General features: G+C 32.3%; 25 protein-coding genes. 5 read left to right on the top strand and 20 right to left on the bottom strand.

Going from position 1 to position 24,398, the window contains the following annotated elements; genetic code table 11:
• Positions 1-9 precede the first annotated feature (9 nt).
• Positions 10-411 (bottom strand): hypothetical protein, encoded by a 402-nt coding sequence (locus M9B42_01190; GenBank protein URQ64464.1) that lies wholly within the window; start codon positions 409-411, stop codon positions 10-12.
• Positions 395-1,393, bottom strand: coding sequence for a WYL domain-containing protein (locus tag M9B42_01185; protein ID URQ64463.1), 999 nt, complete (start codon positions 1,391-1,393; stop codon positions 395-397). Before M9B42_01185 ends, M9B42_01190 begins: the two co-directional genes overlap by 17 nt.
• A 70-nt stretch (positions 1,394-1,463) precedes the next feature.
• On the opposite strand from M9B42_01185, the gene M9B42_01180 reads away from it, so the two are divergent.
• Genes M9B42_01180 through M9B42_01165 form a run of 4 tightly spaced genes read left to right on the top strand, consistent with a single transcriptional unit; the run spans position 1,464 to position 5,454 of the window.
• Positions 1,464-2,471, top strand: coding sequence for a MoxR family ATPase (locus M9B42_01180; GenBank protein ID URQ64462.1), 1,008 nt, complete (start codon positions 1,464-1,466; stop codon positions 2,469-2,471).
• Positions 2,471-3,598 carry a VWA-like domain-containing protein gene (locus M9B42_01175; GenBank protein ID URQ64461.1) on the top strand — a complete coding sequence of 376 codons (1,128 nt, stop codon included), beginning with the start codon at positions 2,471-2,473 and terminating at the stop codon, positions 3,596-3,598. Before M9B42_01180 ends, M9B42_01175 begins: the two co-directional genes overlap by 1 nt.
• Positions 3,595-4,716 (top strand): hypothetical protein, encoded by a 1,122-nt coding sequence (locus tag M9B42_01170; GenBank protein URQ64460.1) that lies wholly within the window; start codon positions 3,595-3,597, stop codon positions 4,714-4,716. Before M9B42_01175 ends, M9B42_01170 begins: the two co-directional genes overlap by 4 nt.
• A gap of 3 nt (positions 4,717-4,719) precedes the next feature.
• A complete protein-coding gene (locus M9B42_01165) occupies positions 4,720-5,454 on the top strand; it encodes a hypothetical protein (GenBank protein ID URQ64459.1) in 735 nt (244 codons plus the stop codon).
• Here the strand turns inward: M9B42_01165 and M9B42_01160 are convergent.
• Genes M9B42_01160 through M9B42_01150 form a run of 3 tightly spaced genes read right to left on the bottom strand, consistent with a single transcriptional unit; the run spans position 5,434 to position 7,482 of the window.
• Positions 5,434-6,279, bottom strand: coding sequence for a hypothetical protein (locus tag M9B42_01160; GenBank protein URQ64458.1), 846 nt, complete (start codon positions 6,277-6,279; stop codon positions 5,434-5,436). The two genes, M9B42_01165 and M9B42_01160, sit on opposite strands and share 21 nt — an antisense overlap.
• Before the next feature lie 31 nt (positions 6,280-6,310).
• A complete protein-coding gene (locus tag M9B42_01155) occupies positions 6,311-7,033 on the bottom strand; it encodes a PD-(D/E)XK nuclease family protein (protein URQ64457.1) in 723 nt (240 codons plus the stop codon).
• A complete protein-coding gene (locus tag M9B42_01150) occupies positions 7,030-7,482 on the bottom strand; it encodes a GNAT family N-acetyltransferase (protein URQ64456.1) in 453 nt (150 codons plus the stop codon). Before M9B42_01150 ends, M9B42_01155 begins: the two co-directional genes overlap by 4 nt.
• 9 nt (positions 7,483-7,491) lie before the next feature.
• Here M9B42_01150 and M9B42_01145 point away from each other — a divergent pair, with 9 nt between their 5' ends.
• Positions 7,492-7,983 carry a glutathione peroxidase gene (locus tag M9B42_01145; GenBank protein URQ64455.1) on the top strand — a complete coding sequence of 164 codons (492 nt, stop codon included), beginning with the start codon at positions 7,492-7,494 and terminating at the stop codon, positions 7,981-7,983.
• Here the strand turns inward: M9B42_01145 and rimI are convergent.
• From rimI to uppS, 15 genes are read right to left on the bottom strand one after another with little or no spacing between them, the layout of a single operon-like run.
• On the bottom strand, positions 7,969-8,448 hold the full coding sequence (gene rimI, locus M9B42_01140) for a ribosomal protein S18-alanine N-acetyltransferase (GenBank protein ID URQ64454.1): 480 nt from the start codon (positions 8,446-8,448) through the stop codon (positions 7,969-7,971). The genes M9B42_01145 and rimI overlap by 15 nt on opposite strands.
• Positions 8,411-9,193: an enoyl-CoA hydratase/isomerase family protein gene (locus M9B42_01135; protein ID URQ64453.1), complete on the bottom strand. Its 783-nt coding sequence runs from the start codon at positions 9,191-9,193 to the stop codon at positions 8,411-8,413. Before M9B42_01135 ends, rimI begins: the two co-directional genes overlap by 38 nt.
• Positions 9,186-10,154, bottom strand: a complete 969-nt coding sequence (gene tilS, locus M9B42_01130) for a tRNA lysidine(34) synthetase TilS (GenBank protein ID URQ64452.1) — start codon at positions 10,152-10,154, stop codon at positions 9,186-9,188. Before tilS ends, M9B42_01135 begins: the two co-directional genes overlap by 8 nt.
• A 3-nt stretch (positions 10,155-10,157) precedes the next feature.
• The gene (locus tag M9B42_01125; protein URQ64451.1) at positions 10,158-11,099 is read right to left on the bottom strand and encodes an acetyl-CoA carboxylase carboxyltransferase subunit alpha; all 942 of its coding nucleotides are present in this window, start codon (positions 11,097-11,099) and stop codon (positions 10,158-10,160) included.
• A gap of 1 nt (position 11,100) precedes the next feature.
• Positions 11,101-14,652: a DNA polymerase III subunit alpha gene (gene dnaE, locus M9B42_01120; GenBank protein ID URQ64450.1), complete on the bottom strand. Its 3,552-nt coding sequence runs from the start codon at positions 14,650-14,652 to the stop codon at positions 11,101-11,103.
• Positions 14,652-15,191 (bottom strand): ribonuclease HII, encoded by a 540-nt coding sequence (locus M9B42_01115; protein URQ64449.1) that lies wholly within the window; start codon positions 15,189-15,191, stop codon positions 14,652-14,654. Before M9B42_01115 ends, dnaE begins: the two co-directional genes overlap by 1 nt.
• Positions 15,172-16,251, bottom strand: a complete 1,080-nt coding sequence (lpxB, locus tag M9B42_01110) for a lipid-A-disaccharide synthase (GenBank protein ID URQ64448.1) — start codon at positions 16,249-16,251, stop codon at positions 15,172-15,174. The genes M9B42_01115 and lpxB overlap by 20 nt, the downstream gene beginning before the upstream one ends.
• Positions 16,252-17,028: an acyl-ACP--UDP-N-acetylglucosamine O-acyltransferase gene (lpxA, locus tag M9B42_01105; GenBank protein URQ64447.1), complete on the bottom strand. Its 777-nt coding sequence runs from the start codon at positions 17,026-17,028 to the stop codon at positions 16,252-16,254. It lies immediately after the preceding gene.
• The gene (gene fabZ, locus M9B42_01100; GenBank protein URQ64446.1) at positions 17,021-17,449 is read right to left on the bottom strand and encodes a 3-hydroxyacyl-ACP dehydratase FabZ; all 429 of its coding nucleotides are present in this window, start codon (positions 17,447-17,449) and stop codon (positions 17,021-17,023) included. Before fabZ ends, lpxA begins: the two co-directional genes overlap by 8 nt.
• Positions 17,446-18,342 (bottom strand): UDP-3-O-(3-hydroxymyristoyl)glucosamine N-acyltransferase, encoded by an 897-nt coding sequence (locus M9B42_01095; protein URQ64445.1) that lies wholly within the window; start codon positions 18,340-18,342, stop codon positions 17,446-17,448. The genes fabZ and M9B42_01095 overlap by 4 nt, the downstream gene beginning before the upstream one ends.
• Before the next feature lie 8 nt (positions 18,343-18,350).
• Positions 18,351-18,866 (bottom strand): OmpH family outer membrane protein, encoded by a 516-nt coding sequence (locus tag M9B42_01090; GenBank protein ID URQ64444.1) that lies wholly within the window; start codon positions 18,864-18,866, stop codon positions 18,351-18,353.
• A gap of 46 nt (positions 18,867-18,912) precedes the next feature.
• Entirely contained in the window at positions 18,913-21,315 is a 2,403-nt protein-coding gene (bamA, locus tag M9B42_01085) for an outer membrane protein assembly factor BamA (GenBank protein URQ64443.1), read from the bottom strand.
• Positions 21,312-22,592 carry an RIP metalloprotease RseP gene (rseP, locus tag M9B42_01080; GenBank protein ID URQ64442.1) on the bottom strand — a complete coding sequence of 427 codons (1,281 nt, stop codon included), beginning with the start codon at positions 22,590-22,592 and terminating at the stop codon, positions 21,312-21,314. Before rseP ends, bamA begins: the two co-directional genes overlap by 4 nt.
• Positions 22,589-23,731, bottom strand: coding sequence for a 1-deoxy-D-xylulose-5-phosphate reductoisomerase (locus M9B42_01075; GenBank protein ID URQ64441.1), 1,143 nt, complete (start codon positions 23,729-23,731; stop codon positions 22,589-22,591). Before M9B42_01075 ends, rseP begins: the two co-directional genes overlap by 4 nt.
• On the bottom strand, positions 23,728-24,396 hold the full coding sequence (gene uppS, locus M9B42_01070) for a polyprenyl diphosphate synthase (GenBank protein URQ64440.1): 669 nt from the start codon (positions 24,394-24,396) through the stop codon (positions 23,728-23,730). Before uppS ends, M9B42_01075 begins: the two co-directional genes overlap by 4 nt.
• Between the last annotated feature and the right edge of the window lie 2 nt (positions 24,397-24,398).

Below are 24,398 nucleotides of genomic sequence, written 5' to 3'. Positions count from 1 at the left end.
CCATATTTTCTAATTTAACCAATGCTTAAACCAAAAATTCCATTTATTTTCCTCAAGTTTATGTAGTCCATCTTTGCTGGCTGCTAGCTTTGAAATTAATAATGCAAAATCTCTTAGTTTATTGTCAGTAATAATATTATTGAAAAATTTTACTTCTTCATTGGAGGTTTTTTTGCCAAAATAATTTTCTTTTATTTCGATAAAGTTTTTTAAACTAAAAGTAACTTCCTCTATATCTAAATCACAAATTTCACCATAGCATTCAAAATAGAAATTTTTCATTACATCTGATTGTAAAAATAATTCAGATAACTCCTGATCAGATAATTTTCTATCTTGATAACAAATGTACACTACAAATAATGCAATTGCTTCATATGAATTTTGAGTAATATTATTTATATTTTTCAAGAGAGGACTCCAATCTTTGTTTAATTTTTATTCTTAATTCCTGAGGCTCTATAACTTCTACTTTTTCACCAAAGGCAAGAATCCAGTTTTCTAGCTCAGAGGTATCTGGAAGTTTGTCTTCAATTATTATTGAATCACTTGTTTCTGTGAGCCGCATTTTATTTGAGGTTTTTGTTTCTGTGAATATATACCCAGCATTTTTTTGAAATTTTAAAACAACTTTTTTCTCAATATTCGAAAGTAAGAACCCAAGCATTCCATCTTTGATATGTTTATTTACACTCTCGTCTTTTAATGGATTTATTTCATCATTAACGTTTATTGACTTAAATCTATGTAGAGGCCAACCAAATCTTTTTTTAGCTGCCCGATCATGGGAGCCAATTAAGTATATTAATCGGCCGCAATGAACAAGGCCTATTGGAAAGATTTCACTGAATTTTTTATCCTTAAGAGTTGCTCTAGCATGATAGGTGCATGAGATACTTTTTCCCAAAAGTATTGCTGCATGAATATTTTGTAAAACACTTCTTTTAATAAGTTTTGGTTTTAATTGAAACCCTTCATTTTTTATTGATATTTTTTGCTTCCAATTTTTATAGTTTGATGAGAAATTATGTTCGAGGACATTCTCTGCTTCTTTTATATAAAGGTCTAAACCCTGTGCGAGTTTTGGAATAAGAGGATCTAGGTATTCGTAGGCAGTTAAGACTGAAATTGCCTCTTCTGGCTTCATAAAGCTCATTTTTGCAGACTCCCTTAGTCTGTAGCCGAAAGGAGGGAATTTTTTAATATAAGAAACATGCCTAGGAAATAAATCTGCAAGTCTATTTAGATCTCTTTCAACTGATTTTTCACTTATGTCATATCCCCTCTCAATTAACATCCCGTGAATTTCTTTTCTTGTTCTTTGAATAGGATCAAGCAGGTTTAACAACAACATGCCTCTGTCTATTGCTCCTTTAGATTCTGATTTTGCCATAGCTTTGACTTAAAGTGTCTTCCCCTTAACTCATAATTTCACTTATCAATATAAATATATAGGAGTATTTATGAAAAAACTATCGATTAAAAAACTTGAAGAATACTTAAATAAAATTACTACGGCAAAAGTAATGGATTCAATAATGATTTGGGGTGCCCCAGGCATTGGAAAATCTTCAGTAGTTTCAAGTGTCGCACAAAAAAATAACTTACGTTTTATTGATGTAAGGCTCAGTCAATTAGCACCAACTGATATTAGAGGTTTACCGGAACCTAGAGATGGAATATCTTATTGGTGTCCACCAGAATTCTTACCTCAAGATGGCGCTGGTATTTTATTTTTTGATGAATTAAATATGGCACCACCAGCAATTCAAGGGATAGCTCAACAGCTGATTTTAGATAGACAGGTAGGTAGTTATAAAGTCCCTGATAATTGGTTTATTTGGTCTGCAGGTAATAGAAAAGAAGATCATGCAGCTGTGTTTGATATGCCTGCTCCATTATCTAATAGGTTTTTTCATCTTGAAATAACTACAGGTCTAGATGAATTTAAAAATTATGCAATTAAAAATGAAGTTGATGACAGAATTATATCTTTTCTTAACTTTAGACCTAATTTACTTCACAAAATTGATAGAAATTCACCAGCCTGGCCTTCTCCAAGACAATGGGTGAAGTGTGATAATTTATTGAAAGCAAAGTTGGATATAGATCCTGCTGTTGGAACAGCAGCTGCCTCAGAATTTAGAAGTTTCTGTTCAATATATAAAACATTACCAAATATCGATATTATTTTGGATGGTAGAGGTAAGCCGGATTTTCCCAAAGATCTATCTGCAAAATATGCGCTATGTTGTGCTTTAGCGTTAAGATCAAAAGATAAAGCACAGATTAAAAATGCGCTTCTATATCTAGCAAAAAAGGGTACAAATGAATGGTTAAATCAAACAACCATTGATATCTTCACAATTCTCAAAGAGAAAAATAAACAAAACGATTTGATTGATGTTTTAAGCTCTGATAGTGATTTGCTTAATTGTTCAAAAGAAATATCAAAACTACTGGCAGCATAATGAATTTTGCGGATAGCGTTTCAAAAGCAGTGATTCAAATTAAAGAATCTAATGAATTTTTTGGAGCCCTTATGCTTTTTTCTGAATTTATAGAATCTAAAAAAATAGATACTGCAGCAACAGATGGGAAAAAAGTCTTTGTCAATAAGGACTTTTTTTTGAGCTTAACTTCATCACAACAAAATGGTCTCCTTTTACATGAAGTGCTCCATATGGCTCTTCTCCATATACCTCGAATGGGAGGAAGAGATCAGCATTATTGGAATGTTGCTGCAGATATCGTTGTTAATGACCTAATTCTTTCAAATACAAAATTTAAATTGCCAGACGGCGGTATTGTTGATGCAAATTTTAAGGGGAAGTCTGTTGAACATGTGTATGAAAAAGTAAAAAAATCTAAGAAATACCCAAAATTGCAAATGCCAGATCTAATTATTTCTAACTCATCTGCAAATAATGAAAAAACGAAAAATGAATCTGAGGATGTCTCTAATTATTGGAAAGATAAAATCAATTTATTAAAAAACACAGGCATGATTTCGAAGGAGAAATTGCAAGGTTTTTTCCCTGGAGGCATAGAGCAAGAGATTGAGGCAGTTACAGAGCCTGAAATTGATTGGCGATCTTATCTTTGGAAATTTGTCTGCAAAACACCTACTGATTTTGATGATATTGATCGAAGGTTTATACATAGGAAACTTTATTTAGAATACCTAATGAGTGAATCTGTGACAGCAGAGGTTTGCATTGATACTAGTGGTTCTGTTTCTGATGAACAGCTTGAACAATTTTTTGGTGAACTTAAAGGGATTCTTTCATCATATCCTCATGTGAATGTAAATCTATATTATTGTGATACTAAAATTTATGGCCCTTATAAGCTAAATGAGAACTCAAAAATTCCTGCTGCTAAAGGTCGTGGAGGCACAACATTTATTCCATTTTTTAAGGAAATTGAAAAAGTAAAAAATGTAGGTTTTGAAGACAACAGAGTTGCAGTCTATCTTACAGATGGCTATGGAAGCTTTCCTAAAAATTCCTCGCTGCCAACCCTCTGGCTTGTGACCCATGATGGGTTAGGAAAAGAATCATTCCCTTTTGGTGAAACAATTAGGATAAGCAAATGATTAAGTGGAGTGAACTTTCGGTTGAAAGGAAAATAGAAATTTCAAAAAATCTGCATGTGTTTATTAGAAACAAAAATAGACGGGCTCCTTCGATAAGTGCTAAAAAAGAAATATTTCAAAAACCTAATGGCACTAAAATATCTTTTACTATATTTGATATTAATGACACACTAGGTCGAAATTTTGGTTCTTACGATGTCAAAATAGATCACTCTAATTTTGATGAGCTATATGATTTTTGCATTTTAAATCCGTTCTTTAAAAATCATTTACTACAACATTTAGGAAAATTTAAAACAAAAAGAATGGCTATCAAAGGAATGCTTGTAAATTCAAGGATTTATATGTTTCTTTCCGATAAACTCAAATCAGATCCAGATATACTAAAATTAGCTTTAAGATCTAAGAGAGGTTGTGCTCTTAAAAATGCTCCTAAAAAGATACTAAGTTCAAATAAATATTTTGAATTGCTAGCATCAGAACAAATTGATGTAATTCGTTTTTTTGATAAGAAAATTTTAAATAATCCAAAAAACTTTTCACTGATTGTCAGTAAATTACATAGAATACGGAACATATCAACAATAGACTGTCTGCCCGAAACTCTAAAACGAACCTTTCTAATTCAAACTATAAAAGATATTCAAAGTAATTTTTATATCGCAAGAAAATTAAGTCCTAAATGGTTATTAAAAAACTGTGGAAATAGCAGGTCCTCCTATTTAAAAATGTACGAAAAAAGCACCTGGACTAGAGCATTTCAAAATGATGCGGGAAATAAATATTTTAAAGCACTATTAAATATGAAAAATGCTAAGGGAGCTCGTGCAGCAGCAATTCTTACTTTAGTAGTAAATCAAATAGAGAACAGTCATATTAATACTTTCTTCAATGTTGTTATAAACTTAATTAATCACCCTGTTATGAATAAATATGCCTCTTACATGGAGGGGCATAAGAGCTTAAGCCCTTTTGAAATGGCGAATTATAATCAAGAGCTGAAAAAGTTAGGATTTAATACATCATTTGTTAAAGCTGTTCGAAATACTCTAGATATGACTGGAGACACAATATTTTCGAGTTCATATTCATATTCAGTCGAAGACATTCCCTTTTAAGCATTGAATACAGAAAAATTATTTTTAACAGAAAAGCTTATCTCAGAACTTGATGAACCAATAATAACTTTTGATTTCGATTTTTTTAAAACTTGCTGTCATGTTCAGGAGGATTTCACATTTTTTTCAGAAAAACAAAAATTATTTGATGAAATAATTGAACGCTCAATGGAATATGCAAAGAAAAACATCTATTTATCTCCTTTAGATATAATTGCATGTTGTGATGTGGATGATTTTATCTTTTTTGAAAAAGATATCGAAGAGATTTTTAATTTTATGCTGAAAGATCTTTTACCTTTGTTTAAAAATAAAGATGGTTATGTAGCCAAATTAATCTGTGATATTTTACGTACTAAATGGCGAGAGGATGGAGACGAGGTTTTTTATCCTAAGGGAGAATTTTTCTTAAGAAGATATTTTAGTAATGAATCACTGCACAAATTTATGACGCATGGAACTTTCGCTCACAAATTTACTAATTGGTTATTTAATCAAATTACCTGGGATAAAGAACCTATAAACTTAACTGGAATAGTAGAGCATCTATGTGAGGTTAATGAATCTAAATCAGATACTCGCTCGTCCTCTCCCTCTGCTTTATTTAAAAATGTTAATTTATGGAAAAATCTAAGACAAAAAAATGCAATGGACATTAATTTTTCTAATGCAGAAAAATTTTCAGCATCTATGGATATAAAAAAATTCAGTTGGTATCTATGGCATGAATGTATTTAAAGCTTTTTGCGCTCTAATAGGAAGTTTGAAGTCAGAGGCCACTTGTTTAAAGGGATTTTTAACCAACTTTCCAGCTTCATATAATTTTCTTTTAATAATCTCACCTTTAGATATCTTGAGGGATGCTTTGATTAAACCTTTTTCATAATAATTGAATTTATTTAAACTGCCGTTATCAAATCCAAATAATGCAGATTTTTTTCCAGAAATATATTTTGTAATTGACATGATTTTCCTGGGTGTACTAAAAATACTAAATCTAGTAACTTTACTGATTTCACTATTTTTTCCAGTGCAGTAATATAAACATCTGCCGGTTAAATTATAATGTTGTCCAAAATAAAACAGTTTAAAAGAAATTAACCTATCATCAGCCAATTTTGCGGTTAAAAGTTTTTTACTTGATTGATCCGTTCTTACCTCTAAATGTACAACATCTTTTTTATATTGATCTTTTTTAAATAAGAACACCGAAATTAAATATTCCCCTTTTATAAAATAATTTAGTGTCGACATTATTCTTGAATCCATGAAATCCTGTATTGTTTTAATTTGTTTGGATATTTTTATCTGTTGATCGAAAATCTTTGAAGCAAGGGTTAAATCACTTAATGAATAACCCCAAGTTAAAAAAGTCTGTTCTCCTACAAACTTTCCAAATTCGTAATTTAATTCTGCTCTAGTCGATCTGTCCCAGATATGATCTTCGATAAGATTTACTGCTTTTAGATGCCGTTCTGAAACAATTTTTGCTTGATTTGATCCTAAAAAGTTTTGTATGTAATATTTACCGTTTTTACCAATCACATCTATTACTTTATGCAACTGATGGACAGTTTAGGACGAGATAAAAATATTAATCTAAAAGATTAGTTGGGTCATTTTGAGCAACTTCCCAGCGTTTTTTCAAATAATTACAGTTCTCACAAACATTTGAAGATTTAGGCATATCTCCTTCGAGTGTTTTCTTAGCATCTAAAACAGCATCCTCTACCCAAGAATCATCACACTCTAATTTTATTAAATGCAGATCAAATTCAATTTTTTGATTAAACATTGGCTCATTTTTTCTGCCATTAAAATAAACTAGATACCCTTCACTCGCTACGTCAAAGCCATTCATTCTCAATAGCCATTGGTACATCTCCAATTGTCGCTTATATCCCTTTGCGTACTCCCATTTTGAAAAGGTGTCTTCCCAATCAAATACATTTTTTGAAGTAGCCTTTACATCAACAACTATTAATTCACCAGAGCTTTTTTGCCAAATATCATCAACTGCCCCACCAAAGTTATAACCTTCCTCTTCATTTATATGCCTTATACCTTTAAAGTTACTTCGCCATTCATCCATGCTCTCATGAGCAAAAGGAACTGCATCTATCCCATGCTCAATAAATAATGGATGAGGTTCTGCTTTTTCTCTGAAATGATCAAATTCATTTTTACAAAGATTATCAACAGCACTATTTAAGGTAAAAGGAAGACTCGGTGGCCTGATTTTGTGCTTATAAGCGAGGTAAAAGCATCTTTGACAATTCAAGTGTTGTTCTACTGCTGAACGACTTAATTTAATCATTTTCTTAGCATCTCCACATGTGGAATATTATCCTCAAGATATTCATCACTACATTTTACAAAACCAAATTTAGAATAGTAGTTCTCAAGATAACTTTGTGCAGAAATTCTTACGGGCCCTAAGTTTTCCTGTTCTACTATTTCTAAGGATTTTAAAATAATTGCTTCTGATAAACCTTTTTTACGAACTGATTTTTTTGTCACTATGCGACCAAAAGAAACTTCATCAAACCTCGTCTCAGGTGGATTAATTCTCAAATAGCTCATAATCTCATTATCTTCCTCTAGCCAAAGGTGTGTGCCGAGCTCATCTAAACCATCTAAATCTTGATAAGGACAATCTTGTTCAACAACAAAAACCTCGATTCTAAGCTGCATAATTTTATAAAGTTCAAGCTTGTTTAAATCTTGAAACTTTTTTATGATTACGGACTCTAATAAAGAAGACATTAAGGAATTATGAAAGAAAGTTTCTACGATTTCAAAGCAAAAGACATTCTAGGTAACGAAGTGTCAATGAATGACTTTAAAAATAAAGTTGTTTTAATTGTCAATGTTGCTAGTGCTTGTTACTTTACACCGCAGTACAAGGGCATGGAAAAACTTTATAAGTCCTTTAAAGCCAAAGGTTTTGAAGTATTAGGTTTTCCTTGTAATCAGTTTGCTGAAGAAGAAAAAGGTACGAATGAGGAAATTTTAAACTTTTGCACATCACATTTTGATGTCTCTTTTCCTATGTTTGAAAAAATTGAAGTTAACGGTACTAATGCCCACCCACTTTTTAAATTTTTGAAAAAAACTGTAAAAGGTTTCTTAGGGAGTGAATCGATAAAATGGAATTTTTCAAAATTTCTAGTTGATCAATCAGGCAATGTTATCAAAAGATATGGCAGCATGGATGCTCCCGAATCAATCGAAGCTGATATTACCAAACTTTTAGCTAAGGGCTAAAGACATCAATAAAGCAGACTCTCTACCAGAATCTTTTTTGTAGTATCCCTCTCGACGACCTGCTTCTTTAAAATTTAATTTTTTATAAAAACTGATTGCTACTTTATTAGATTCTCTCACTTCAAGAAATATAACCTTAAGACCAAAAATTTGTGCTCTACCCATTAAAACCTGGATAACATAGGTACCCAAACCTTGATTTCTAAACCCATCGATAACTGAAATATTTTGCAGATGGCATTCGTCAAGAACTTTAGAGGCAATACAGAAGGCGATTATTTTGTTTTCATCCTTAATAACAAAACTCATGGTTCGAACTTCTAGGACTTGTTTAAATGTATCGATTTTCCATGGAGTTGGATTTGAATTAGTTTCAATAGAAAAGACCTCGTTAAGATGAGGTTCGGAAAAATTTTCTATTATTAGGTTATTCGCCTGTAAATTTTGCTTTTCTTTTTTCGACAAACGCAGCAACGCCCTCAAGGTTATCTTTACTACCGACAAGATCGTCTTGGAGTTTTGCCTCTTCTTTTAATTGATCATAATAGGACCTAGTGAAGCTTTCTCTCATCAGTTGTTTTGTTCGCATTAGAGCTACGGGAGCAAAATCTGCGTAAACTTTTGCCATTTCAATTGCATCCTCTAAAGTTTTCCCATCGGCAGAGACTTCTGCACACATGCCTAGATGCTTACATTCTTCCGCTGATACTCTTTGCGCTTCAGATGCCATTCTGAAAGCTCTTTGATAGCCAACAATTCTTGGAAGAAGCCAAGTCGAACCTCCATCTGGAATAAGTCCAATTTTTGAGAAACCTATTTGAAAGAAGCTAGACTGTCCCATGAAAACAATATCGGAACTCATATAATACGCACATCCAATACCTGCACATGGTCCCTCCACTGCTGCAATAACTACTTTATTCATTTCGATGAGATTGTTTAGTCCAATGTGGTATCCCTCATTGAGTGCTTTTTCAACGCTTTCCCAGCCCATTGAATCGCCTGAGGGTCTTAAATCAGCACCTGCACAAAAGGCACCACCATTTCCAGTAATTACAACAGATTTGTATTTTTTATCTTTTGCTTTTTCTGAATAATCATTGAATAACAAAACTGTTTCAGGGTCCAAAGCATTTCTTTTTTCAGGTCTATTTAATTTTAAAATTGCAATATCATCTTGCTCTTCAAATAATACTTTCTCACTACTCATCAAATTTCTCCATTACTAAGGTTTTATTTATTTTTTTCAGAATTACACCGACTCTTTGCCTATCACTCCTTTCAAATTTTATTACAGGATTTGCATCTTGTCTTGATTGAAAGAAAGATTTTTCAATTTCTTTCATTTGGCTGTGATTAGGAGTGGTAACTAATTCCATATCTAACCATAATCTAATCACCTCCGATCTTTCAAATGTATCTAATTTCTTAAGCCCCTCAATAGCTAATCCTGCATCATCCTTTAAATCATCTATTTTACCCTTTAGATAATGCTCATAAAGTGAGTTTTGATCTTTGGTAATTTCTGTCATCTTAGAAACATTTTCATTTATTGAATGCCACTTATCCTTGATTCTTGGAATAACTTCTTTTCTTAAAAAATTTCTACTGTAGGAAATATCATCATTTGTATGATCTTCAACAAAATTAATTTTATTTTCAGATAGAAACTCAAGAATATTTTCTTTTGTTTCTTTTAGAAACGGACGCAAAATTTTATTTTCACCAACTTTAGCTACTCTTGGGATCCCAGATATTCCCTTCAGGCCTGTACCTCTTATAATTCTGAATAAAACTGTTTCTATTTGATCATCTGAGTGATGCCCTTGGATTATCAGAGAGCTTTCAGGTAAAGACTTCAAAATATTCATTCTCTTTAGTCTTGCTGCAGCTTCAAAACCTTCTCCAGAAACTTCAACCTTTATATTTTGTGATTCAAAATTGATATCAAGTTCATTGCAAAAGTCATTACAATGACTTTCAAATGCATCACTTTGTTTATTTCCATGATTAAAGTGTAATGCAGTTAATTTAGAAGAGAGTTCTATACTACCAAGGTATTCTCTGATTTTAACAAGTGCATACGTCGAATCAGCGCCACCACTATATGAGACATAAATATGTGATGCGTTAAGAATTAAACTCTTATCCTCTTCATAAATGAATGTCATTAATTAGGTGCCAATTTTTAGGAATTTTTCGTATCGATTTTCAGTTAATTGATCTATAGATTCTTTGCTGAATCTTTCTAACTCAGATTTAATAAACTTTTTAATATTGTCGTATGTTTCGCTATGATTTCTATGTGCTCCACCAGTAGGCTCTTTGATAATTGTGTCAATTATCTCTAACTTTTTTAAATTTGTAGCATCAAGCTTTAATGCATCTGCTGCTTCTTCAGCATTTTCAGCTGTCCGCCACAAGATTGAGGCACATGCCTCTGGAGAAGCAACTGAATAAATGGAGTATTCTAACATTCCAATTGTGTCAGCTAAGCCAATGCCAAAACCACCACCAGAACCACCTTCGCCTATTACGATATTAATTATGGGAGTTTTTAAATCTGACATTAATTCAAGACTTGAAGCAATAGCCTCATGCTGACCAGAATACTCTGCTTTTACACCAGGATAAGCACCAGGTGTATCAATTAAAGTAATTAAAGGTAAGGAAAATTTTTCTGCAAGCTTCATTACTCTATTGGCTTTCCTAAAACCAGAAGGATGTGGCATACCAAAATTTCTTTCAACTCTTTCCGCAGTTTCCCTTCCTTTTTCATGCCCTATAACAGCAACTGGCTGTCCATCAAAAAAACCAACCCCTGCTACTATAGCTTTATCGTCTTCAGATCTGCGGTCACCATGAATTTCTTCAAATTCTGTGAATACATTAGCAACATAATCAGCTGTATGTGGTCTATTAGGGTGCCTTGCTACCAATACTTTTTCCCAAGGTGTAAGGTTCTCGTATATTCTCTTTGTTTCTTCTTTTGCTAAAGCCTCCAATCTTTTTATCTCCTTAGATAAGTTTTTTGGAGCAGGAACAGCTTTTTTAAGTTCTTCTACTTTCTCAAGACAGGTATAAATTGGTTGTTCAAAATCTAAATATTGTTCCATATTAATAAAGCTTATATTTCTCTTCACCAAAAAGCTTATTTAGCTTTTCGAACGTACTATCCTCAAGAGAAATCTTAAAATTGTCAACTTTAAATTCTGAAGATAAATTTAACTCCTCATCACTAATTCTTATAAAAACATCAACTCCTTCAGCCGACTCTAATTCTTTAAGCTCTGGGAATTGTCCATTTCCTATCTTTTTCATATTTGCTCTGTCTATTTCCAAACATAACTTTGTTGTCAAGTGATTCCTTGAATCTTCAATTGACATGATATCTGAGGCCCTCATCCTTATTCTTACATCTTCCCTAAAATCATCATGCGAGAACTTCCCTTTGAGCATCACAATTGAATTTTCTTTAAAAAGTTCTTTCTTGTTATCATGTAGCTCTCTAGGAATTGATACATCTAAGTTACCTGTTTCATCAGACACTTCAAGCCAGATTGAGACTTGAGAACCTTTCTGACGAATCCTCTTTTTATGAATAAGAACTGGCAAAAATTTTTCTTGGCTTGATACCTGTAATTTATTAATGGGTTTAGTTCTAGAAGAAATAGAATTTCTTATCGTTGTTAGAGGATGCTGACTAAAATAGTAACCAAAGCACTCTAATTCCTTATTTAAAAGCTCTGATTCAGTAAATTCATATATTTCATAACCGGAAATATCAACTTGATTTACGTCACCAAACATATCAACTGCACCAGTTTCTTTACTTGAATGAATTTGATCTGATGCTTCAAGAACTTTTAATATCATACTTATTGCCTCATTTCTGCCACAAAAATCATCAAAAACTCCAGCCTTTGCCATACTTTCCAATGCTCTTTTTCCACCTTTACGTAAATCAACTCTTGAGGCTAGATCCATCATACTTTTAAATTCTCCCTTGTCCCTTTCTTTACATAAATCCTGAACAAATTTTCTTCCAACATTTTTTAGTGCTGCAAGGCTATATTCAATGAAATTATCTTTATTTACTAAAAAAGTATCTTTTGATGAATTAATATTTGGTGGAATAATTTTAACTTTCATTACTTCGCAATCTTTGATATGGGGTTCTAGTTTATCTGTTTTATCTTGCTCTGATGTGAGAACAGAAGCTAAGAAATGAGCTGTAAAGTGTGTTTTAAGGTATGCAGTTTGATAGGCAAGATAAGCATAAGCAGCTGAATGTGATTTATTGAATCCATAACCTGCAAAAGTCTCTATGTTTTCAAAAATCTCCTCAGCTTTCTGTGCATTAATTTTATTTTGCTCGCAACCTTTAACAAATGTTCCTTTTTCCTGTTCCATAACATCTGCTTTCTTTTTACCCATAGCTCTTCTTAAATTATCAGCATCACCAAGTGAATATGAAGCTAAAACTTGTGCTGCCTCCATCACCTGTTCTTGATAAACAAAAACTCCATAAGTCTCATTTAAGATTTTTCTTAACGCAGGATGCTGTACGGTAACTTCAGATTTACCTAATTTTCTTTTGATGTATTGATCTAACATTCCTGATTCCATTGGTCCTGGTCTGTAGAGAGCAACAAGCGCAATAATGTCGGAGAAATTTTCTGGTTTCATTCTCTTAACAACATCAACCATACCTCTGGATTCAAGTTGGAAGATACCCTTAGTTTTACCTGACTTTAGTAATTGAAAAACTTTTTTATCATCAAAAGGAATAGATTTTAATTTGAAATCAGGTTCAATTTTTTCAATAGATTTAACAGCATTATTGATTACTGTCAAAGTTCTTAACCCTAGGAAATCAAATTTAATAAGACCACTTTCTTCAACGTCATACATGTCTAGCTGAGTTGCTAAGGAATCAGTCTCCTCATCAAAGTGCAATGGTGTGAATTCATGAATATCATTTGGTGCAATAACTACACCTGCAGCATGCTTCCCTATACTTCTAGCTTTCCCTTCAAGTGCAAGAGAAAGTTCGATTATTTCTGCTGCCTCATCATCTTCTTCCCTTAGTTTTTTTAATTCGTTGCTTTCAGTTGGGATAGTGTAATTAGTATTTTTAGGTATTGAATTTTTTAAGCCTTCAATAATTTTTCCATCTCTTGAGACATTGCCTGCTTCATCAGATTTTAGACCTTTTAAATCTGCGTCAAGAACTCCTTTAATGTAAACATCACCATTTTTATCAACAAAAACCTCTCCATATATAGCTTCAAGAAGTGAGATTCCTGGAGTATCAGGAACGAGTTTAGCCAACTTATCTCCAAAAACATATGGCTTATCAAGAATTCTTGTTACATCTCTTATTACTCCTTTTGCTGCCATTGTTCCAATAGTCCCAATTTGTGCAACAGACTTCTCACCATATTTGTTTTTTACATAATCAATGACGTTATCTCTACCTTCAATGCAAAAATCAATATCAAAATCAGGAAAGGACATTCTCTCCGGATTTAAGAATCTTTCAAAAATAAGCCCATACTTCAATGGATCAAGTTCGGTAATTGATAAGACAAAAGCTACGAGCGATCCTGCGCCAGATCCTCTTCCAGGTCCAACAGGAATAGAATTTTGTTTTGCCCACTTAACAAAATCCATAACTATAAGAAAATATCCTGGATAGTCTTTTTCTGTAATTATTTTTAATTCAGATGCTAATCTCTCTCTATAAACATCTTTATTCAGTTTTTCATTCTCTTTAAGATATTCCTCTAGTCTCTGTTTTGATATTTGCTCAAGATGTTGGGTTAATGAAATTTCTTCCTCTATTTGATAGGAAGGAAGGAAATATTCTTCCTCACTCAAAAAAACATTGCATTGCTTTGCAATTTCAAAGGTATTTAATAATAAATCCTCCTTATGATTAGATTTCATTTCATCAAAAGTCTTAAAGTACTGCTCTTTGGAGCAGCTTGGGTTTTCCATTTCACTTCTAAGATATGTTCCTGTATTTATGGCTACTTTTGCTTGATGGTTTAAGTAATCGCTTTGTTTAATGAAATGCACATCATTTAATGCAACAGCATGGATATTTTTTTCTGAGCAAAATTTTATTAAATTTGAGGAATTTTCATTGTACACATCATCAGAATAATTCGTTACACCCAAATATAGATTAGATGAGAAAGTGTTTTTTAGCGCCTCAATTGTAGCTACAACATCTTTTTCTTCATGAATATCAGTTGATTTATAAACTGAGAAATTATCAGAGGGTAAAATAAAAATAATGTCGTCTCTTAAAGCTAGTATTTCATTTTCATTTATCTTTATTCCCTTATTTGCCTGCAAGTAACTTTTTGTACTCAATGAAAATAGCTTTTCTAGACCTTTTTTATTTTTTGCTAACAATAGCCCTTTAGTAAGACCTTTTAAGTTTGACTCTATGTCAAAATCAACTCCACAAATTGGTTTTATTCCTTTTGATATTGCGTAGTTATAAAACTTTATGATGCCAAAAAAACTGTTTTTATCAGTCATAGCGACCGCTTTCAGTCCTTTTTTATGTGCTGCATCAACAATATCTTTTGGAGCAGGCAATCCAGACCTCAAACTATAATGAGATTTCACCTGTAAATGTACAAATTCAGACATTATTTCATTTTAAAACTTTTTCTATGAATCTTTGATAAACCATATTCAATTATTGCCTCTTTATGCACTTGGGTGGGATATCCTTTGTTTTTTTCAAAGTAATACACAGGTAAAATCTTTGCATATTGTGCCATCAAATTATCTCTAAAATATTTAGCGTAAATTGAAGCCGCGCTTATTTGTTGATGGAGTTTATCACCACCAATAAATGCTTCAGCATTTAATAGTCCACTTGGAACATACTTACCATCAATAAGTATTTTTTCCGGTTTTATCTGAATATTATTAATTGCCCTTTTCATAGCAAGATGCGTAGCATTAAGAATATTTATTTCATCAATTTCTTGAGGAGTGCAAAGTCCTATAGATGCATAAGTATTTCTTCTCAGAAATTGAAATTGTTTAGATCTCAAAGATTCTGAAGTACTTTTAGAATCTTTAAATATTTCATTTATTTTCTCAGGAAGAATTACACAACTCGCAACAACTGGCCCAGCAAGGCAACCAACTCCTACCTCATCAACGCCTGCAATAATCATTAATTTGATCAAGAAATCCTGAAAAATTTGGTTCTGTTAATAAGTTCGAAGCCTTTTTAAGTTCAGTTGAAATTTTATCTTTATTTTTAAAATTATTTTTCAGATCCTCAACAATGTTTTCTACAGTCATTTTATTCTGCAGAAGCTCTTTCATAACTTGTTTTCCCGCTATTAGGTTAGGTAATGCTACGAATTTAGCATTCACCAAAATTTTATAAATCCAATAATTAATTAAATTAGTTTTATAAATTACAGTTGTTGGAATTTCAGCAAGCATGCATTCTAATGTAGCAGTTCCAGAACAACATATTGCAAGAGAGGCCTCTCTCATTATCTCTCTAGCTTTTACTACTTTTGCGCTAATACTAACCTCATTTTTTATATAAGCATTAATTAACTCAAGTGTTGCTTGGTCGTATGCAGGAATAATTGCTTTAAATTTTGTGTTTTCTGAAAATAACTTAAAGCTTTTTATCATCACTGGTAAATGGTGTTCTATTTCTGACTTTCTACTTCCTGGCAAAAGACATATCAAATCATCTTCCTTGCCACCAGTGTAAAGATTTTTATTGGTTAAAAGAGGATGTCCAATGCATAGTGCTCCTTTATTCACTTCTTTACAGTAATCAAGCTCAAAAGGAAATAAACAGAGCATGTAGTCAACGAATTTGAATTTTTTTGCTCTACCTTTACGCCATGCCCAAACAGATGGACATACTACGTGGACTGTTAAGATATTTTCTCTGTTTAATTGTTTATGAATTTCAAAATTAAAATCAGGAGCATCTATACCAATAAAAATATCTATTTGTTCGTCTTTAAATTGTTTAATTAGTTTTTTTTGAAACTTTTTAATGTTAAAAAAATTTTTCAAAGGATCAATAAATCCCATGACTTCGATTATTTTTCTATTATTTGATGTGCCATACTGTAAAAGTTCTCCATCACCGACACCAATAACTTCAATGTCCCCAAATTTATCTTTTATTTGTGCAATTAATCTACTTCCTAGAAGGTCTCCTGAAGGTTCTGCAGAAACAATTCCAACTTTAATGCTCAACTATCTATGAATTCCTCTTGAAGATTTTTTTACGGATGTGATGAATATTTTTACATCTTCATCTTTCGAGAATTTTTTCTCTAATTCAGCAATTGCATCTTCAGATTTTAATTTGCTCTTAAAGAAAATCTTAAATGCGTCTTTGATATTAGAAATTTGATTTTTAGAAAAAGATTTTCTCTCTAAACCAATTGTATTGATTCCAAGCAATTTCAAAGGGTTGCCTGCAACACGTGTATAAGCAGCAACATCCATTGTTATTTGAGAACCCATTCCAGTAAAGCTATAAGAGCCCAACTGACAGAATTGGTGTATCAAAGTATACCCCCCTAAGGTTACGTAATCACCAATCTTTACGTGTCCAGCTAATGCACAATTATCAACTAAAATGTTGTGATCTCCTAAAACACAGTCATGGGCAATCATTACCCCAGGCATGATAAGATTTTTGTTGCCAACTTTTGTAAAACCTAAGTCAGCTGCAGTACCTCTATGAACTTTACAAAATTCTCGGAATGTATTTCCATTACCAATCTCTAAATATGTCTTTTCCCCATGATACTTTAAGTCTGGAGTATCTTCTCCAACTACAGAAAAAGAAAAAAACTCGTTATTAGAACCAATCTTAGTTGGGCCATTTACAACAACATGAGATTTTAAAATGCAATCTTTACCAATTGATACTTCGGGTCCAATAACGCAATATGGTCCAACTTTTACACTTTCATGAATTTTAGCATTTTTGTCTATTACTGCTGTTCGATGGATATTACTCATTTAAACTTCTATCGGCACAAATAATCACTGCAGAACAAACTAATTTATCCTCTTTGAAGGCAGATGATTCAAATTTCCAGATACCTCTTTTAGAGCTTATAACCTTCGATTCAAATTTTAAAGTATCGTTTGGTAGCACTTTTTGTCTAAATCTTACCTTTTCCACTCCACAAAGTAGATAAACTGAATCTTTAGTAGCTTCTTGCTTCATTATATGTGAACCCAATAATCCACAACTTTGTGCCATTGCTTCGAGAATTAAAACTCCTGGCATGATTGGAAAGTCTGGAAAATGTCCTTTGAAAAATTCCTCTTCAGGCGAAACAAATCTTTTTGCTACTATTTTTTCATTAGATACTTCAATAACCTCGTCAATAAATAAAAAAGGTTCTCTATGTGGTAAAAAAGCTTCTACTTTCATCTATTCAACTTCGCAATTAATTTAAGTGTTTTCGTATGTTCCTGTACTTTCAAAACCCCACTATATACTGCTGACTTGAAAAGAGATTTTGTTACAAATGATTTTGCCAAAATAACAACATCATCACAAATTTCAATGTGGCCAACTATAGAAACGTGCCCGGCTATTTGGCAATTATTCCCAATTTTTGTGCTCCCAGCTATAGCAGTTTGTGCAGCAATAGCAGTATTTTTGCCAATAATTACATTATGAGCAATATGAATCTGGTTATCTAATTTTACTCCATTTGCAAGATGAGTATTTCCTATAGCTCCTCTATCTATTGTGCAATTTGCGCCTATCTCTACGTCATTTCCAATAATAGTTGAACCAAGTTGATAAATTTTTATCCATTTATCTAAATTTTTGTCTTTTGCAAAACCAAAACCATCAGAACCAATAACACTCCCTGAGTGTATTTCTACATCATCACCAATTTTAGTATTTGGATATATCGAGACATTGTCATGAATTTTTACATTCTTTCCAATTTCACAATTATGACCAATGGAGACATTCTCTCCACTAATAAAATTTTTGCCAATTTCAGGCTTGGTTTTTTCATAACTTTGGGAGAGGTCAAAAAATAATTTTGATGCCTTTGCATAACCAAGATACGGGTCATCAACGATTATCTGATTTTTAATTTTTACTTTTTTAGCTATTTCTGGAGAAAGTATTACAGCGCCTGCATCTTCTGAAAGTTTAGAGATGAAACTTTCATCTTTAATAAAACAGATTTGGTCATTATTGCATCTTTGCGCCTCTGAGAGATAGCTAATAGTAAAGTCAACATTGCCTTTTGCTTCACCGTCGATTGATGATGCGATATCTCTTAAGGTAAGAGTGGGCATTAATTAGATTATTCTTCTGATTTTTTAGCTAACCTGACATCAAGACCTGAAGTAACATCATCTGTGATATCTAATTCTGGTTTAGCATAAAAAAGTGATTGAGGTGTAACTACTAATTCTATTTTCTTTGCATTTATTAATTCACTTAAAACAGCTTGGAAGTCTTGTGCTAGAGCAGCAACTATTGCTTGTGCTGCTTCTTGCTGTTTTGTCTGTAATTTATTTGCTAAAAATTGAATCTCATTTTGCTTATCTTGAATTTTCTTTTGCATATCAAGTTTTTGTTCATCAGACAGTGTTTCATTGTCTTTCTGAAACTTTTCAACTAAATCTTGGCCCTCAGATTGAAGTAGCTCTAATCTCTCTTTGTCCGCAACAAAATCTGAGTCTTCTTCCAATTCTTTGAATGCGTCTTTAGCGTATTGTGTATTGAGCATTGCACCTTCAGCATTTAAAACGAATGTGCCCTCGGCATAAGCTCCAAGTGATAAGGTTAAGATAAATGCAATTAATAGTTTGTTCATATAAGTTCGCTATTTTATATGACTTTTTTTGAATAATCGAGGAATTTTAGAACTTATTTCCTACAGTGAATTCAAATCTTTTTGTCCTGTCAAAAGGATCATTGTTGAATGGAACAGCAAAATATACACTTACCGGACCAAATGGAGTTATTGCACTTCCTCCTAATCCATAAGAACCTCTTAACTCTTCAACACTAGGTTCAAAACACTGATTTTGATAAGGGTAACAATATGTTGAAAAAACATTTCCTAAATCAATAAAAAATGCAGAACGAAATTGAGACTGATCTTCAACAAATGGGACTTTAAAAATAAGATTGAGACTTGTCTCAGTAAGTACATTACCTCCAATTGGTCTATTTATGTTATATGTGCTGTACTGATTGTAGTATGGCGTATCTGGCTCTCCATCAAAATCATTATCAATTAGTGGCGGACAATAATCCTCCGCTGATACGTATTCATAACATGGCACCTGAGTTATTCTTGGACCAAGACTATTTGTTTCGTAGCCTTTAATTGAGTATGGACCACCTGCATAGAAATTTTCAAAGTAAGGAGGAATCTCAGTATCACCATAAATACCTGTATAGCCAAGCCTTGATGTGATTTTAAAGACAAAATCTCCCCCTAGAGGTTGGTAGAACTCATTTCTATAATCAACACGATAATAGTTTAAAGTTGAACCAGGAACAGTAGTTTGAAAAGATATAGAGTTTGAAGAACCTTTGGTAGGAAATATTCCCCTATTAAGAGTTACCCTTGTCCAGTAACCCTGCAATTTCAAAGTATCAAAAACAGTCCCTTCTGTTTCGACAAAATCTAAAACTTCTCTAGATGTTAAAGATCCGCTTTGTAATTCTGTATGATCTGCTGAAATATTTAAACCTAGTCTTTGAATATCAGAAATTGGATATCCTAAATTTAATCCTAATCCATATGACTCAGTGTTATATTCTGATAGACCAAATGATCCATAGTCAAATTCACGATAATTTAGCGAGTATCCTCTACTTACGCCATCAACTGTATAGTAAGGATTCTCATATTGAAGAAAGATATTATTGGAGTAATCACTGGTCTGTAGTCCAATACCCACAGTATTTCCACTCCCCAAAAAGTTATTTTGCTGAATATTGAAATTAAATGAAAAGCCAAACTGAGAGTAACTAAAACCACCTATAATATTTCCGTATTGTTGCTCTTCAACATCAAATACCACATCAACTTTGTCTTCTTCCCCGGGAACTGGAACTGTCTCAACGCTAACAGTTTTAAAATAACCAGTTCTTTCCAAAAAAAGCTTAGATTGCTCAATTAATTGATTTGAAGCAGGTGCTCCTTCAAACTGTCTCATTTCTCTTCTTAAAACCTCGTCAGTTGTAAAATCATTCCCTCGGAATATCACTCTTCTTGTGTAATTTTTTCTGCCAGGATTAAATACAAAGGTAATATCTGTGATTTTGTCTTCTGAGCTTATAGTAGGCACACCATCTATTTCAGCAAATGTATAACCTTCATTACCAAGAATGTTTGCAAAAAATTCCTCATAGCTTGTAATTATTGATTCTGAGTATGTAGATCCCTCAGGAATATTTATTAATTTTTCAAAAAATTCTCTCTCAAGCGGCAACTCACCTGAAATATTTACTTCGCCAACTTTATATTGTTCACCTTCAGCGAGAATTAAAGTGATGTAAAGTTCTTCCAAATCGCTACTTATTGATACCTGCGATGAATCAATGCTAAATTGAAGGAATCCTCTATCTTTATAATAAGCTTCAAGATTTTCTAAATCTGTTCTTAATTTTTCTCTGGTGTATTTATTGTCTCCAGTAAAAACAGATATGATATTTCCCTCTGAAAGTTCAAAAATATCTTTTAAATCATTGTCTGAAAATTCTTGATTCCCAATTATTTCTATAGAAGTTATAGTTGTAGGCGAACCTTCATCAACATCTATATCTACATCAACTCGGTTTCGAGGTCTCTCTACTTGATTTACTTCAACAGAAGCTCCATATCTTCCTTGCTGTGAGTACTGTGCTTGCAATCCTTTTATTATCAAATCAAGAGTAACTCTCTTTAAAACCGAACCTTCAGATACGCCTTCAGATGCAAGAGCAGCCAATAAATCTTCAGTCTTAATAGCAGAATTTCCCTCTATTTCGATACCCGATATCGTTGGTCTTTCTTGAACTTTAATAAAAATAATCTTTCCCTCTACAGAAATTTGTACGTCGTCGAATTGACCGGTATCAAAGAGTGTCTTTATAACTCTTTTATAATCTGTTTCATCAACTTTATCTCCAATAGTTACAGGGATGGTATCTAATACACTCCCTAAGGAAACTCTTTGAAGCCCAACTAATCTGATATCCTCTACAACTATTGGAGCTCCAAAACAAAAGCTGGATAAGAAAAGAATTAAAAATCTCAGTTTATTCAAAATATTCTCATTAAATCGTTGTAAACAACAAATATAAACAAAGCAAGGATAAACATATAGCTTAGATTGAAAAGAGCAACTTTTAGTTTCATATTTATTGGTGTACCTATCACTTCCTCAAATAAGATAAACAAAAATTGACCACCGTCAAGCATTGGAAGCGGTAATAGATTAAATGCCCCAAGACTAATACTTAAAATAGCTGTTAAAAGCAGAAAAGGTATTAAACCAGAACTTAAAGAATCACCAGCAACTTTAGCAATTCCAACTGGCCCACTTAAATTTTCTACACCCAAATTGCCAGTGATCATTTTTGCAAGAAACTTAAAGGTATTTACTATCCAAAATAAAGTTTGATCCCATCCATATCTTAAAGAATCTATAAAATTATTACTTTCAGGACTTAAAGCTATGCCATAGAATTCTTCTTGTCCAATACTTGGTAGAGAAAGAAACAAAATTTCTCCATCTCTTTCTATTTCTAATGATTTTTGCTTTTTATTTTGTAAAAGATTGTTAAGTTGTGATAGAGAAAGCACTTCGATATTATTTAAAGCATTAATTTTATCACCGTCTTTTAAACCATATTCTTCAGCGATACTTCCTTGTGTAATTGATCCTATTATTGGAGAGTAATCATTAAAAGCTTCTATTGAAAAATGTGCTGATGGAGCCTGTTCCTCTGAAAATGCTAAGTCCTTGACCTCCTCTTGAAAAGTTTTATAAGAACCACTTGAATAGTCATAAACGTTAAATACTACGTTCCCTGTAAAACCAGATAAGTTCAGAAGACTTATTTCAAAATCTTGTACATTTTTAATAGACCTTTCATTTACTGAAATAACTTTAAAATATTGTTCGCCGTCTATCTTATTAAATTTTGCAGTTAATACATCTGGTTGTTTAGGTATAAAAAGTGCAACAAACGAAAAAATTACAAATGAGAGTATGAAATTAAATATTGGACCAGCCAATGTAACTAACATTTTTTCTAGTGCTGGACGATTTGCCAAAACATATTTTTTTTCTGATTCTGATAGTTTTTTGTAATTCTCTACGTCATGAGGGTCATGAAATGCAACATACCCACCAAAAGGAATTGAAGAAAGTGAAAAGCGAACATTATCTTTGTTTTTCCAGGTAAAAATATCAGGACCAAAGCCTATGCTAAATTTTAAAATTTTAATTTTAAAGAATCGCGCTACGGAATAATGGCCATACTCATGGAATGTTACTAGTATTAAGAAGAGAATTATTGCCCCAAAAATTGTTGTCATGATTTATTTAATTTCTCAAGTATATCCTTATGAGCGGACCTGAGATCCTCTAATGTATCTAATTCTTTTTTTTCAAAATTAAAATAGTTTTTATAAATAAATTCATAAATTTCTCCAAATTTAATTTGATCTTTTAAAAATTTATTTACAGCTATTTGATTCAGTGTTGCAAAAATGAGCCCTCTATTGCCTCCAAGATTCATAATCTCCCTAGTAATTTTTAATAATTCTTTTCTATCTTCAGGAAAGAACTTTAATTGTAAATTTATTTCGTCCTCAAACATATTTAAAGAAAATTTATTTCTTACTTCATCTGATCTACTATCCAGCAGTCCATACGAAAGTGGAATAATCATACTTGGCTTTGATAATTGGGCCTCTACTGAACCATCATTTAATTCAATCAATGAATGAATAATGCTTTGGGGCTGAATCAATATGTCTAATTTTTCAGGATCTAAATTAAAAAGAAATTTTGCCTCAATAAGTTCAAAGCATTTATTTATGAGAGTAGCAGAATCAATTGTAATTTTGTCGCCCATCTTCCACGTTGGGTGCTTGAGAGCATCAACTGCTTTTTTGTTTTTTATTTGTTCTAGATTTTGTCCTAAAAAAGGCCCGCCTGAAGCTGTTATGAAGATCTTTTTTATATCATTTTTATTTAGACTCCTAAGAGACGAAAAAAGTGAAAAATGTTCTGAATCAATTGGAATTAATTCTGTTCCAGATGAGGAAACTTTATCCATTATAAATTTACCTAAAACAACTAATGATTCCTTATTTGCTAGTAAGAGTTTTTTTCCTGATTTTGCTGCCGCAATTGTAAGTTCAAGAGCCTCATAAGAACTTATAGCTGATAAGAAAATATCACTTGGGTTGTTCTCTATTCTCTCAGCAACATTTTCAATACAATCAAGAACCTCGACATTTAGTTCGAGATTTTTAAACTCTTTTTTGACTTCCTTGCAAGAGAAAAAAATAGATTTTGGATTAAATTCCCTTACAACACTTTTTGCAAGATTAAGGTTTTTATCACAAACAAAAATATCAAATTCAAATTGGTTTTTATAAGATTTAAGGATATCTAAGGCTTGAGTTCCTAAATTGCCTGTAAAACCAAAAATTGAAATTTTCTTCATTTGCCGAACCTTCTTTGTCGTGTTTTAAAATCATCAAGAACAGCATTAAAGTCTTCGGCATTGAAATCAGGCCATAATTTATCAGAAAAGAAAAGCTCAGAATATCCAATGTTAGGTAACAAAAAGTTACTCACTCTTTTTTCTCCTCCTGTTCTGATAAAAATTTCTACTTCCTCACCTTTAAGTTCTGTAAATTTTAAAAAGTTTTTAGCATTAATAGTTTCACCCTTTTCAGATATTTTTTTTAATGCATTTACAATATCCCATACACCTCCATAATTTAGAGCAATCACAAGAGTAAAATCAGAGAAATTTTTTGTAGATCTTACGCACCTATCAACCTCTTCTTTTGCTTTTTTCGGTATTGAATCAAGGTCTCCAATAAACTCCATACGAACCTCATTTTTAATAATTTCATCTAACTTCACCTCAGTACCAAAGCTTATTAAGTTCATCAGTGAGTTAACTTCAAATTTTTCTCTGGACCAGTTTTCTGATGAAAATGCGTAAACAATTAGTTTTTTTACTTTCTTTTTTTTGGCTTCTTTTGTTATTTCTACAAGAGTTTCAACACCTTTGCGATGTCCCAATGAGAATGGTAAATTATTCTGCCTAGCCCATCTTCTGTTACCATCCATTACGATAGCTACGGTTTTTACTGACACAA

The organism is SAR86 cluster bacterium, from assembly GCA_023703535.1.
Classification (GTDB): domain Bacteria; phylum Pseudomonadota; class Gammaproteobacteria; order Magnimaribacterales; family TMED112; genus TMED112.
The sequence above is the reverse complement of the archived record's forward strand: the minus strand, read 5'-3'. Positions and strand labels throughout refer to the sequence as shown.